Raw genomic sequence first — 12741 nt, 5'->3', positions numbered from 1 at the left:
TCTAGCTGTTGACAAGATTCGGGCGGAGCGCCAATCTTGACATCGACAAGAAGGAGGTTCCCGTGTCCTCGGCAACCCTGACCACCGCCGGCATCCTGCTGATCACCGTCGTCACGATCGCGTACGGCGGGCTGACCCTGCTCATGCACCTCACCCGGCGCAAGGCCGGCTACCTGGACAATCCGGTGCGCCGTGGGCTCTGGACGGCCGGGCACGCGCACGCCGGGGTGCTGGTCCTCTTCGCGCTGGCCGTGCTGCCCTACGTGGACCAGGCCGACGCGTCCGACGGCACGCGCACGCTCATCCGCGCCCTGCTCGTGGCCGCGCCCGTCCTGATGCCGCTCGGCTTCTTCCTCTCGGTGGCCCGACCGCGGGACACGAAGCCGAACAGGCTGATCTGGCTGACCGTCGCGGGCGGTGCCAGCCTCAGCGCCGGTGCCCTGCTGCTCGGCTTCACCCTGCTCTGACCGGCCGGACGTCTCTCGTCGGCAGCCCGGACGTAACGGTGGCCCGCCCGGCGGCTCGGGCGGGAGGCCCTGTCGGGCGCCGGGGGACAATGGGGGGATGCGCTGGACCGTGCTCGACTCCCCGATCGGCGAGTTCTCCGTCGCCACCGACGGGACCCACGTGCGCCGGGCCCACTTCGGCCGGGTCGACGGAGCCACCGGGGAACCGGGCGACGAGGCGGCCCGACAGGCGCTGGCGGAGCTGCGGGCGTACTTCGCGGGCGAGCTGACCGGCTTCGCGGTGCCGCTGGCGGCGCCGGGTGGGTCCGACTTCGAACGGGGCGTCTGGCGGGAGATGACCCGCATCCCGTACGGGGAGACGCTCACCTACGGCGAGGTGGCCCGCCGGCTCGGCGACCCGGGTGCCGCCCGCGCGGTCGGGGTGGCCTGCAACCGCAACCCGATCCCGGTGCTCGTGCCGTGCCACCGGATCGTCGGCGCCGGCGGCAAGCTGGTCGGTTTCGGCGGCGGCCTGGACCGCAAGGTGAAGCTGCTGGAGTTGGAGGCCGGGGTCGCCCTGCGACGCGCCTGGTCCTGAGGCGACGCGACGCGGTCCTGCCCGCACCCCGCCCGGGTCAGCCCGGGGCGGGCAGGCAGCCGCCGTCGGCGATGCGCGCGCCGATCTCCACCGTGACGTCGCCCGCCCGGACGCTGCCGAAGACGCATGCCCGGCCGGTCCAGCCCGCGAAGACCAGCCCGTCGGCGGGGCCGAGGTCGAGTCGACCCGGTGGCCGCACGGTGACCTCGGTCAGCCCCGTCGCCACGATCGCCCGCCGGACGGCCCCCTGGCCGGGCTCGTCCCGACCGCCGGCGGTCAGCAGGTTGAGGCTTCGCCTGACATCCGCCGCGCAGGCCCGGGCACCGCTGGCCGCCTCCTCGGCGAGCGTGCCGCGCTGCCGGAAGGCGTCGTTGGCCGCCTGCTGGCGGCGGAGCTCCTCCGCGCGGCGCTGCTCGTCGGTCAGCGGATGTCGGGTGCCGGGTGGCCGCGACGTGGCGGCCGGGGCACCGCCGCCGGGCCGGGCGACGTCCCCGGGGCGCGCGACCGGCGTCCCCGCCCTGACGCAGTCGGCCTCGACCGGCGCTGCGGAGGTGGCCGGGCGGGCCGATGCCACGTCGCCGTCCGATGCCGCGCCGCCATGCGAAGCCACGCCGCCTGCCGGTGTGGTGGCCGGATCGGTGCCCGGCGCCGCGCAGCCGACGAGGACCGGCAGGAACACCGCGCCGGCGACCGCCCCGATGACCCGTAGTGCCGCGCCGCGCGAGCCGCGGCGAGCGAGGGATGTCACGTCGGTCAGCCTAACGGCAGGTCGCCGACCGTTCGACCCCGTGTGACGGCGAGGTCGTCGCGCGTACGGCTGCGGGGGCCGGACGCGGCGAGGGCCGGGTCCGCACGGACCCGGCCCTCGATGGTGCTGGTGTCGGCGCGTCAGCGCTCGACGTCACCGGCGATGAACGCCTCGACGGCGGCGTGCGCGTCGTGGTCGGCGTACTGCACCGGCGGGGACTTCATGAAGTACGACGAGGCCGACAGGATCGGGCCGCCGATCTTCCGGTCCAGCGCGATCTTCGCGGCGCGGACGGCGTCGATGATGACACCGGCCGAGTTCGGCGAGTCCCACACCTCGAGCTTGAGCTCGGCGTTGAGCGGGGTGTCGCCGAAGGAGCGACCCTCCAGGCGGATGTACGCCCACTTGCGGTCGTCCAGCCACGGCACGTGGTCCGACGGGCCGATGTGCACGTCGCTCTTGCTCATCTCGTGCGGGATCTGCGAGGTGACCGACTGGGTCTTCGAGATCTTCTTCGAGACCAGGCGGTTGCGCTCCAGCATGTTCATGAAGTCCATGTTGCCGCCGAAGTTGAGCTGGTACGTGCGCAGCAGCTCGACGCCCCGGTCCTCGAACAGCTTCGCCAGCGCCCGGTGCACGATGGTGGCGCCGACCTGGCTCTTGATGTCGTCACCGACGATCGGCAGGCCCGCGTCCTCGAACTTCTTGGCCCACTCAGGGTCGGAGGCGATGAAGACCGGAAGCGCGTTGACGAACGCGCAGCCGGCGTCGATCGCGGCCTGGGCGTAGAACTTGTCGGCCTGCTCGGAGCCGACCGGCAGGTACGAGACCACGACGTCGACCTGCGCGTCGCGCAGCGCCTGGGCGACGTCGACCGGCTTGGCGTCGGACTCCTCGACGATCTCGCGGTAGTACTGGCCCAGACCGTCGAAGGTCGGACCGCGCTGCACGGTGACGCCGGTCGGCGGCACGTCGCAGAGCTTGATGGTGTTGTTCTCGCTGGCGACGATCGCCTCGGCGAGGTCCATGCCCACCTTCTTGGCGTCCACGTCGAACGCCGCGACGAACTGCACGTCCGAAACGTGGTAGTCGCCGAAGGTGACGTGCATGAGACCCGGGACGCGGTCGTTCGGGTCGGCGTTGCGGTAGTACTCCACGCCCTGCACGAGGGACGAGGCGCAGTTACCCACACCGACGATGGCGACGCGGACGGAGCCCATAGCGTCTGCCTCCTTCTTCTTCATCACGGCCGCTCTTTCCTGGACTCTCCAGGCGGAGGCGGGCTGTTGTCTTCTCGTCGGCCGCCGGCCGTCCCGGTTGACGGGACCGTCGGGGCACGGCCGGAGCGCTCGTTGGCGATGAGCTCCTCCAGCCAGCGGACCTCGCGCTCACAGGCGTCCAGGCCGTGGCGCTGCAGTTCCAGCGTGTAGGCGTCGAGCCGCTCGGCCGCCCGGCCGAGCACGTCGCGAAGCCCCTCGCGGCGTTCCTCGATCTTTCGCCGGCGACCCTCCAGGATGCGGAGTCGGGTCGCCTGGTCGGTCCGGGCGAAGAACGCGAAGTGCACGCCGAAACCCGTGTCGTCGTACGTCTCCGGCCCGGTCTGTGCGATCAGTTGGGCGAAGCGTTCCTTGCCCTCCGCGGTGATTTCGTAGACCACCCGACCTCGTCGGCTGGTCAGCGCGGGAACCTCCTCGACAGTGGCGGGTGCCTCCGCGGCCTCGGTGATCCAGCCCGCCGCCTGCAACCTGCGCAGCGTGGGATAGAGCGAGCCGTAGCTGATCGCCGCCCTGATCGCGCCGAGCTTGGCGGTCAGCTCCTTGCGCAGCTCGTAGCCGTGCATCGGAGACTCCTGCAGGAGGCCGAGGATGGCGAGCTCGAGCACGGGCCATCCTCTCTGTACCCTCTACGCGGAGCGGTAACCGCCGCGATGTATCGGACCGATACATCGCACGCTAGCGGATCGTCGTGATCAGGGCAAACCCCCGCTCCGAGGTTCTCCCGTCACGCATCGTCACCGTGGTCGCCCCGTCCGACGAGACCGCGTACCCTTCTCCGCATGCGTACGCAGCGCCAGGTGGTCGACTACTCGCTCCGGAAGCGAGCGGTGCTGCGTGAGCTCCTCGCGGGCCGGGTCGGCACGTACGACGTCTGCGACGCCTCGCCCTACCTCAAAAGCGCCGCCCGCTTCCACGGCGAGCCGACCGACGAGCGGTGTCCGATCTGCCGGAGCGAGAACCTGACCCACGTCCACTACATTTACGGCGACGAACTCAAGCAGTCCGCCGGGCAGGCCCGGACACTGGCCGAGTTGCCGGTGCTGGCGATGACGGTGCGTGAGTGCCAGGTCTTCGTGGTGGAGGTGTGCCTCGGCTGCAACTGGAACCATCTCGTCGAGCAGTACCTGCTCGGCCGGGACGGGCTGACCGGGAGCCCGGAGGGCGGGCAGGATCAGGACGCGGTGGGCGGCGCGGCCGCCTCGGGCAACGGTACGGGCAGTCGACGGAGGCGAGAGGCGCAACGGTGATCTTCGCTCGATCGGCCGACCCCGGCCAGCGTACGCACGCCCGGGGAGACCGACGGATCGTTGGTCTGATTGGCCCGATTGATTCGCAAGTGGCACTCGTCGACCGGCACGCGCGTGCCGCCCTCGACGGGTGTCCCATCTCACGGCAAACCGGTGGCGGCGCAGTCGCGTCCCACCGCGACGGCAGGGTGTGAGGAATGAACTCGTACGGCGATTCCAGTTCCCCGCGCGGGCGGGCCCAGATTCCGGGCCAGCACGGCGACCCCGGCGGTGACGCCTCCGGGGGCGGCTGGTCGGCTGCACAGGAGGGTACGGCACCCGCGGGGCGCGCCTCGGTCGCGCCCCGGGCCGGCACCGGCGGACGGGCCTCGGTCGGCGGCTCGGCCGCCGTTCCGCCGCGCGGCAGTTCCGGTTCGGCGTCGGCGGCCGTTCCGCCGCGTGCCGGCTCGGCCTCGGTGGGCTCCGCCTCGGTGGGTTCGGCCTCCGTCGGTCGGGCGGTGCCGGGCCGGGCCTCCGTGCCGGTCTCTCCGGCGCCGGCCGCGGGTCGGGCGGCGGGCGCGGGCCGCGCGTCGGTGCCGGTCTCCCCGGCGGCCGGCGGGCCGGCCGGTCGTGCCTCGGTGGGCTCCGCCGCCGTCGGCGCCGCACCGGCCGGACGGGCCAGCGTCGGGTCGGCGGCGGTCGGCGGCGTCAGCGGCCGTGCCTCGGCCCGGGCGAGCGTCTCCCCGGCCGCGGGCGGCCCTGGTGGGCCCGGCGGGCCGCCCGGCCCCGGCCGGCGTGGGCGCGGCGCGGGTGATCCGGCCGGCGCGTCGCGGGCGAAGAAGCGCAAGCGGGTCAACATGCTGATCGCCGCCTTCGCCGTGTTCATCATGCTCGCCGGGCTCGGCGTCGTCGGCTTCACCTACTACTCGACCAACGTCGTCCTTCCGGAGGACACCACGCCGCCGCAGGCGACCACCCTCTATGCGGCCGACAACAAGACGATCATCGCCAAGGTCGGCACGCAGAACCGGACGCTTGTCACCATCGACCAGATCCCGCAGCACGTGCAGGACGCGGTCGCGGCGGCCGAGGACCGCAACTTCTACGAGCACTCGGGTGTGGACTACAAGGGCATCGTCCGGGCCGCGTGGAACAACGTCTCCGGCGGCAGCAAGCAGGGCGCCTCGACGATCACCCAGCAGTACGCGCGCAACGCGTTCGACAACCTGAAGGACGACACCTACGCCCGGAAGGTCAAGGAGGCGATCTTCGCCTCCAAGCTGAACGACGAGTACACCAAGCCGCAGATCATGCAGCACTACCTGAACATCATCTACTTCGGGCGGGGCGCGCACGGCATCGAGGCGGCGGCGCAGACGTACTTCGGCAAGCCGGCGAAGAGTCTGAGCGTCGCCGAGGGCGCGGTCCTCGCCGCGCTGATCAAGCAGCCGGAGGCCGGCGCGGGCCACAGGGGCTACGACCCGGCGGTCAACCCCACCGACGCCAAGTCCCGCTGGGAGTACGTGATCAACGGCATGGTAGCCGAGGGTTGGCTGAACGCCCCGGGCAAGCCGGCGGCGCCTACCCTGGCCGAGTACCCGACGAAAACCCTGAAGAAGCCGAACCAGGGCGGCGCCGGCATCGACTACGGCGTCAACACCCCGTACGGCAACGTGATCAACTACGTCAAGCAGGAGATGCGGGACAAGGGCCTCTGCGTCGACAAGGAGGATCAGGTCACCGACGCCAAGCCGCTCTGTTCCCAGGCGCTCATGTCGGGCGGCTACAAGATCCGCACCACGATCGACACGAAGATCCAGAAGGCGGCGATCGAGACCGCCCAGCGCAAGACCAAGGGGTCGGAACTCTCCGATCAGCCGCCGAACCTGATGGCGGCGGTGGTCGCCATCGAGCCGAAGACCGGTCGCGTGCTCGCCTACTACGGCGGCGACAACGGCACCGGCACCGACTACGCCGGCAAGAACACCGATGCCTCCGGCAACCCCTACGGCGGTCACCCGCCGGGCTCGAGCTTCAAGATCTACACGCTGGCGGCGGCGCTCAACGAGGGCAAGGCCCTCGAGTCCCGCTGGAAGGGCAAGGCGTTCACCCCGAAGGGCACCAAGTTCAAGGTCAGCAACGCCGGCGTCGACAACCCGGAGTGCGGCGACTCCTGCACCCTGACGGTCTCCACCCTCAAGTCGCTGAACGTGCCGTTCTACCACGTCACCCAGGCGATCGGCCCGGACAAGGTCGTCGACATGGCGGCCAAGGCCGGGGTCAGCATGATGTGGCGCTCGGACACCGACCCGCCGAAGGGCTACGACCTCACCAAGGAAGACCCGAAGAAGATCGCGCCGAGCCCGTTCTTCCACGTCGTCGGCTACGGCCAGTACCCGATCACCGTCCTGGACCACGCCAACGGCGTCGCCACCTTCGCCAACCAGGGCCGCTACAACAAGGCCCACTTCCTCTACTCCGTCGAGAAGCGGGACGAGGTGACCGGCAAGTGGAAGAAGATCGCCGACGAGGGGTCGCTCAAGGGTGAGCAGCGCATCGACAAGAACGTCGTGGCGGACGTGACCTCGGTGCTGGAGCAGTACCCGGCACAGGTCGACCACAAGCTCGACGACGGCCGGAAGGCCGCCTCCAAGACGGGCACCTGGGAACTCAAGGCGGACAGCGACGACAACGGCGACGCCTGGATGATCGGCTACACCCCGCAGATCGCCACCGCCGTCTGGGTCGGCAACCTCAAGGACCGCAAGCCGCTCAAGCTGAAGAACGGCAAAAAGATCAGTGGCGGCAACCTGCCGGGCACCATCTGGGAACGGTTCATGGACGAGGCACACAAGGTCAAGGACTGGGAGAAGAAGGACTTCCCGCCCGCAGCGAACGTCGGCGACCCGAACACCGGCAACGGCGAGGCGCCCCCGCCCCCGCCGCCCACGCCGGGCCAGCCGAACTGTGACCCCCTCGGCCTGTTCTGCCCGCCGGGCGGCAACAACGGCGGTGGGAACAACGGCGGTGGCAACCCTCCGGGCGGCCCCGGTGGCCCCGCGCCCACCGCGCCCACCGTCCCGACCGATCCGCGCCCCGGCCGGGACGGCGGCGGCGGCGGGCTGCTACCGAGCCTGACGCCCAGACCGGACAACGACTGATCGACGAACGCCGCCGGCGGCCGGAGCACCTCTCCGGCCGCCGGCGGCGTTTCGCGTATCGACGTGTCGTGAGAGGGAGGGGACGCGGAGGCCCGATGTACGGCAGGATGCACCTTCATGAGCACGCAGTCGACGCGAGGCATCGACGACGCCGGTGCCCCTGACCATCCGTCCCGCTCCGACGGCTTCGTCCGGGGCCTCTCCGGCGCCATCGGCGGCCCGCTGGGCGACCACGCCGTCGCCCTGGACCGGCCCGCCGGGCGGGAGAGCCGGTTCTGGACGGCGACCCGCATCGTCCTGGCCCTGGTCTGCCTGACCCTGGCGTTGCACTGGGTGCAGAAGTCGCCCTGCCAGGATGGCGCCTGGCAGAACAACGTGCAGTACACCCGGTTCTGCTACACCGACGTGCTGGCGCTCTACTACGCCGAGCGGCTCAACGAGGGTGCGGTCCCCTACCAGGACCATCCCGTCGAGTACCCGGTGCTTACCGGGTACTTCATGGGCGCCCTCGGCCTGCCCGTGCACGCCCTCGGCCAGAACGACCCGGGGCTCAACCAGGGTATGTGGTTCTACAACCTGAACGCGCTGGTGCTCGGCGCGCTGGCGGTCGCCACCGTGGCGGTGCTCCTCGCCCTGCGCCGCCGCCGACCATGGGACGCCGCGCTCTTCGCGCTCGCCCCCGCGCTGATGCTCACCGCCACGGTCAACTGGGACCTGCTCGCCATCGGCCTGGCCGCGTTCGGCCTGTTCGCCTGGGCCCGCCGCCAGCCGCTGGCGGCCGGCGTCCTGCTCGGTCTCGCCGGGGCGGCCAAGATGTGGCCGCTGTTCATCCTCGGCCCGATCCTGGTGCTGGGGCTGCGCGCCGGGCGGCTCCGCGCCGCCCTCACCGCCTTCGGCGCGGCCCTCGTCTCCCTGGTCCTCGTGAACCTTCCGGTCGCCATTCCCTACCGGGAGAACTGGGACCGCTTCTTCGAGCTGAACTCGACCCGGCCCATCGACTGGGGCACCCTCTGGTACATCGGTCGCTACCTGGACGGAAAGTTCGGCAACGCCAACCCCGCCGACCTCGGGCCGTTCGAGTGGCTGAACGTCAACATCCCGACGCTGAACACCCTGTCGTACGCCCTCTTCGGGCTGGCCTGCCTCGGGGTGGCCGCGCTGGGGCTGCTGGCCCCGCGCCGGCCCCGGCTCGCCCAGCTCGCGTTCCTGGTGGTCGCCGCCTTCCTGATCTTCAGCAAGGTGTGGTCGCAGCAGTTCGTGCTCTGGCTGCTGCCGCTGGTGGTGCTCGCCCGCCCGAAGTGGGGCGCCTTCCTCGCCTGGCAGGTGGCCGAGGTCTGCTACTTCGTGGCCTTCTACGGCGAACTGCTCGGCGCGGCGACCAGCAAGCCGGTCTTCCCGGAGGGCGTCTTCGTGCTGGCGTCGACCCTGCGCCTGACCACCGTGGTGGTGCTCTGCGTGCTGGTCGTCCGGGAGATCCTGCGGCCGGAACTCGACCCCGTGCGGCGGACCTACGCCGACGACCCGGACGGCGGGGTGCTCGACGGCGCCCCGGACGCGCCCTGGCTCGACCGCTGGCGACGCCGCCCCGAGGTGCCGGCCGAGCCGACGCCCGCCGCCGTCTGACCGCTCCCGGCCGTCGGAGGCGACCCCGACGGCCGAAAGAACGCCGGTCAGAGGCGGTAGACGACCACGTCGCCGATCTCCTCGCGGGTGATGCCGAGCCCGTCGACCGGTGCGTCGACGGTGACCTCCCATGGCGTGCCGGCGACCTGGTCGCGCATCAGCAGCACGTTGCGGACCCCGAGGACGCGCAGGTAGTCGACGCTGACCTGGTCGGGGAAGGAGACCGTCACCCGGCGTACGTCGTCGAGTTGGCGCGGGGTGAAGCCGCTGCCCCCGTTCACCACGTCCTGGAACCGGGTCGTGGACCAGAGCATCACCGGCTGGTCGAGGCTCTGGTTGCTCGGCAGCACCAGCAGCGGCCCGTCCACGGTCCGCATCGCCGCCGGCTGGGGCGGCACGACCGGGTGCGGCGTGGAGTTCAACCCCTCGCCGATCACCAGCACCAGCGGCAGCAGGGTGGCCAGCCGCAGCCACGGGCTCGGCCAGGAGGGGATCCGCTCGGCGTAGACCTCCCGGACCCGGGTGGCGAACGCGCTGACCGCGCCCGCCGCGAGCAGCCCGAGCAGCAGCGTGGTCCAGAGCATCAGCCGGCCGGGAGTGCGGATGCCGTTCCACCCGGGCAGGTACTCGAACAACGGCACGTAGGTGAAGGTGCCGTCGAAGAACCAGGTGCCCATGGCGAGCACCATGGTCACCACCACTCCGGCGAACAGGAGCACCCGGTGGCGCACCTTCCAGATCGAGAAGAAGAGCCCACCGATGGCGAGCGCGTAGAGCGCGAAGCCGGGCAGCAGGGTCATCTCGGCGTGCGAGGCCAGTGCGGCCCGCGCGCCCTCGTGCAGCGCGCCCCAGACCCGCGACTCGGCGGGTGCGGTCAAGAAGCCGGTCGCCGGCGGGGAGTAGAGGTCGATGTCGCCGATGGACCGCTCCGCGTGCGGGTGTAGCTCCGCCACCTTGAAGTACGGGATGGCCAGCAGCGCGCCGACGCCGGCGAACAACAGACCGCCGACCAGGTCCGCGATGAACAGCCGGCGGCCGAACGGGCGCTTGACCGGCCGGATCACCCACCGCCGCAGGAACCAGGTGACAGCCGCGACCAGCACGGTCCCGGCGAGGAAGTACGCGAACGGCAGCCCGATGCCGAAGCCGAGACTCAGTTGCCAGGACGCGACCAACCAGCCGGTGTAGACCCAGCCGTCGTGCCGGCGCTCGGGGCGGTACCCGTACCGCAACGACCAGCCGTGCCCCCGGGCGAGCATCGCCAACGCCAGCGGGATGCCGCCGTTGGAGATCACGTGCAGGTGCCCGGCCTGGGCCAGCAGCCACGGCGCGTACGCGAAGCTCGCCCCGGCCACCGCGGAACCGATCCGGCCCGCGCCGAGCTGTCGGGCCAGCGCGTACGCCCCGAGCGTGGCGAGCGCGTGGGCCAGCACGAACATGATGTTGTAGCGGAGCACGGCGGCTTCGGGGCCGGTGCCGATCATGCCCGCCGGGGCGTACCCGAGCAGGGTGTCGGAGAAGGCGAAGCTCCAGGACTCCGGGAAGAAGGTGTTCGACTGCCACAGCTGCGCCGGATTGGTCAGCAGGATGTGCCCCGACCAGGCCATCTGCCACGTCTGCAGGCTGGGGTCCCAGTAGTCCTGCGGCAACGTGTGTCGCGGGTAGCGCAGCGTGGGCCAGGTCATCAGCACGGCCAACGCCAGCGAGGCGAACGCCGCGACCGTCCACTCGTGGATCAGCAGGCGGCCGACCGCCCGCGCGGCGCGCCCGATCCGGGAAGGCACCGGTTCGGGGGCGGACGCGAAGGCCTCCCACCTGTCCGGCTTGCCCTCCTTGTCGCCCCCGTCCTCGTTCTTGCCGGCAGCCTTGTCGCTGCCCTTGCCCTCGCTGCCCGCCCCGGCTGAGCCCGCCTTCGCGTCCGCCTTGCCGGCCGCGTCCTTGGCACCGTCCTTGCCGGTTGAGCCCGCCTTCGCGTCCGCCTTGCCGGCCGCGCCCTTGGCGCCGTCCTTGCCGGCTGAGCCCGCCTTGGCGTCCGCCTTGCCGGCCGCGCCCTTGGCGCCGTCCTTGGCGGCTGCGCCTGCCTTGGCGTCGTCGTTGCCCGCCTTGGTGGCGAGCTCGTCGGCCCCACTCGCCGTGGTGCCGGCCTTACCGTTCCCCGTCTCGATCGCGCCGACTCTGTCGGCCCTGACCGCCTTGGCTTCCGCCCCGGCCCTGGCCTGGACCGTGTCAGCACCGGGTCGGGTTCCACCGGTGTCGGATTCGGTTGCCTCCGCCTTGGGCTTGGCCGCCCCGGCCTTGGGTTCGGCCGCCCCCGCCAAGGATTTGGCCGCCTCAGCCTTGGGTTCGGTCCCACCGGTTCTGGCGGCCGAGCCGGTTCTGGCGGCCGAGCCGGGCGTGTCACCGGCCGTGTCGGTCTTCCCGGCGGCTTCCGTCTTCTCGGCAGTGTCGGCCTTCTCGGCGGCGGCGTCAGGACGAGGGCTGCCGGCGGCGGACTGCTCGGTCGTCATGCCGCCGGGCTCCCCGTGCCCAGTCGGTCGCGCAGGAAGGCGATGTCGGCGCCCTGACCGTCGACCCCGCCCGGGGTCTCGACGATGACCGGCGCGCCGGCCGCGCGGATCACCGCCACCACCAGCTCCGGGTCGATCGTGCCGCCGTCGAGGTTGTCGTGCCGGTCCTGACCGGAGTTGAACGCGCCCTTGGAGTTGTTGGCGTGCACCAGGTCGATCCGCCCGGTGATCGCCTTGACCCGGTCGACGAGCCCGAGCAGCTCCTCGCCGCCGGCGTGGGCGTGGCACGTGTCCAGGCAGAAGCCCACCTCGTGGTCGCCCACCGCGTCCCAGAGCCGGGCGAGCGCGTCGAGCCGCCTTGCACACGCGTTGTCGCCGCCGGCGGTGTTCTCGATCAGGACCGGCACGTCGAAGCCGCCGGAGTCCGCCGCGTACGCGAAGGTCTTGCGCCAGTTGTCGAAGCCGACGGCCAGGTCGTCGCCGGCGTTGACGTGCCCACCGTGCACGATCAGGCCCTTGGCGCCGACGGCGGCGGCCGCCTGGGCGTGCCCGAGCAGCAGCTTGCGGCTGGGGATCCGGATCCGGTTGTTCAGGGTCGCGACGTTGATGACGTACGGCGCGTGCACGTAGAGGTCGACGCCCGCGGCCCGCAGCCGGTCCGCGTCCTCCCGCGGCTTCGGTGCCTTCCACCCCTGTGGGTCGGAGAGGAAGAACTGCACGGCCTCGGCCCCGCGGGCGGTCGCCTCCGCCACCGGGTCGGTCGAATCGACGTGGGCTCCGATACGCATGCACGGGAGCCTACGTCGCGTCGCCGACAGCCGGGATGACGGCGGTGGCGGACTCGCCGGTCCCACGCGTCACCTGCCGGCGCCGGCGGTCGTTGATGCGAGTGGGATCCACGGTTGCCGCAGCCGGCCCGCAACGGCCGCAGGTCGGCCTGCCGGGAGCACATCGAACCGCCCGAGAGCGGGGGCACCCCCGCCGCGCGGCCCGGCGCGGCGGGGGCCCGCCCTGACGGAACCGGGGTGACCGGGAAATTTGTCGGAGAATTCCGCCATTTCCTCCGACAAGGGGCAAGTGCCGTTGTAACGTCAGGTAACAACACGATAAAGCTCCGCGGGGCGTCCCCGGTCCAACCTCATCGGTGTGGTCGTT

Annotated in this window: 10 protein-coding genes; 5 read left to right on the top strand and 5 right to left on the bottom strand. The window is 71.7% G+C overall.

Going from position 1 to position 12741, the window contains the following annotated elements:
- Positions 1–62 precede the first annotated feature (62 nt).
- A complete protein-coding gene (locus tag ACLQ22_RS11675; RefSeq protein WP_425692287.1) occupies positions 63–467 on the top strand; it encodes a hypothetical protein in 405 nt (134 codons plus the stop codon).
- Between the two features lie 97 nt (positions 468–564).
- Complete coding sequence (locus ACLQ22_RS11670; protein WP_425692286.1) at positions 565–1044, top strand: methylated-DNA--[protein]-cysteine S-methyltransferase; 480 nt, start codon at positions 565–567, stop codon at positions 1042–1044.
- Positions 1045–1081: 37 nt separating this feature from the next.
- On the opposite strand, the gene ACLQ22_RS11665 is transcribed toward ACLQ22_RS11670, so the two are convergent.
- From ACLQ22_RS11665 to ACLQ22_RS11655, 3 genes are all read right to left on the bottom strand, one after another.
- Positions 1082–1792 carry a hypothetical protein gene (locus tag ACLQ22_RS11665; protein ID WP_425692285.1) on the bottom strand — a complete coding sequence of 237 codons (711 nt, stop codon included), beginning with the start codon at positions 1790–1792 and terminating at the stop codon, positions 1082–1084.
- A 140-nt stretch (positions 1793–1932) separates the two neighbouring features.
- On the bottom strand, positions 1933–3012 hold the full coding sequence (locus ACLQ22_RS11660; protein WP_121397427.1) for an inositol-3-phosphate synthase: 1080 nt from the start codon (positions 3010–3012) through the stop codon (positions 1933–1935).
- A 23-nt stretch (positions 3013–3035) separates the two neighbouring features.
- Positions 3036–3674: a PadR family transcriptional regulator gene (locus ACLQ22_RS11655; protein ID WP_121397428.1), complete on the bottom strand. Its 639-nt coding sequence runs from the start codon at positions 3672–3674 to the stop codon at positions 3036–3038.
- Positions 3675–3848: 174 nt separating this feature from the next.
- Between ACLQ22_RS11655 and ACLQ22_RS11650 the strand changes: the two genes are divergently transcribed.
- The 3 genes from ACLQ22_RS11650 to ACLQ22_RS11640 all read left to right on the top strand — a co-directional run bounded on the left by ACLQ22_RS11650 (position 3849) and on the right by ACLQ22_RS11640 (position 9079).
- Entirely contained in the window at positions 3849–4316 is a 468-nt protein-coding gene (locus tag ACLQ22_RS11650) for a DUF5318 domain-containing protein (protein ID WP_425692284.1), read from the top strand.
- Between the two features lie 197 nt (positions 4317–4513).
- The gene (locus ACLQ22_RS11645; protein ID WP_425692283.1) at positions 4514–7456 is read left to right on the top strand and encodes a transglycosylase domain-containing protein; all 2943 of its coding nucleotides are present in this window, start codon (positions 4514–4516) and stop codon (positions 7454–7456) included.
- Positions 7457–7573: 117 nt separating this feature from the next.
- Positions 7574–9079 (top strand): glycosyltransferase family 87 protein, encoded by a 1506-nt coding sequence (locus ACLQ22_RS11640; protein WP_425692282.1) that lies wholly within the window; start codon positions 7574–7576, stop codon positions 9077–9079.
- A 47-nt stretch (positions 9080–9126) separates the two neighbouring features.
- On the opposite strand, the gene ACLQ22_RS11635 is transcribed toward ACLQ22_RS11640, so the two are convergent.
- Positions 9127–11586, bottom strand: coding sequence for a hypothetical protein (locus ACLQ22_RS11635; protein WP_425692281.1), 2460 nt, complete (start codon positions 11584–11586; stop codon positions 9127–9129).
- A complete protein-coding gene (locus ACLQ22_RS11630) occupies positions 11583–12374 on the bottom strand; it encodes a deoxyribonuclease IV (protein WP_425692280.1) in 792 nt (263 codons plus the stop codon). The genes ACLQ22_RS11635 and ACLQ22_RS11630 overlap by 4 nt, the downstream gene beginning before the upstream one ends.
- Positions 12375–12741 lie beyond the last annotated feature (367 nt).

It is taken from the genome of Micromonospora sp. DT178 (genome assembly GCF_049841695.1).
Classification (GTDB): domain Bacteria; phylum Actinomycetota; class Actinomycetes; order Mycobacteriales; family Micromonosporaceae; genus Micromonospora.
The sequence above is the reverse complement of the archived record's forward strand: the minus strand, read 5'-3'. Positions and strand labels throughout refer to the sequence as shown.

What these genes read in the sequence shown, in the direction of transcription:
- ACLQ22_RS11670 (WP_425692286.1), top strand. Translation starts at nt 565, where the DNA reads ATGCGCTGGACCGTGCTCGACTCCCCGATCGGCGAGTTCTCCGTCGCC.
- ACLQ22_RS11660 (WP_121397427.1), bottom strand. Translation starts at nt 3,012, where the DNA reads ATGGGCTCCGTCCGCGTCGCCATCGTCGGTGTGGGTAACTGCGCCTCG.
- ACLQ22_RS11650 (WP_425692284.1), top strand. Translation starts at nt 3,849, where the DNA reads ATGCGTACGCAGCGCCAGGTGGTCGACTACTCGCTCCGGAAGCGAGCG.
- ACLQ22_RS11645 (WP_425692283.1), top strand. Translation starts at nt 4,514, where the DNA reads ATGAACTCGTACGGCGATTCCAGTTCCCCGCGCGGGCGGGCCCAGATT.
- ACLQ22_RS11640 (WP_425692282.1), top strand. Translation starts at nt 7,574, where the DNA reads ATGAGCACGCAGTCGACGCGAGGCATCGACGACGCCGGTGCCCCTGAC.
- ACLQ22_RS11635 (WP_425692281.1), bottom strand. Translation starts at nt 11,586, where the DNA reads ATGACGACCGAGCAGTCCGCCGCCGGCAGCCCTCGTCCTGACGCCGCC.
- ACLQ22_RS11630 (WP_425692280.1), bottom strand. Translation starts at nt 12,374, where the DNA reads ATGCGTATCGGAGCCCACGTCGATTCGACCGACCCGGTGGCGGAGGCG.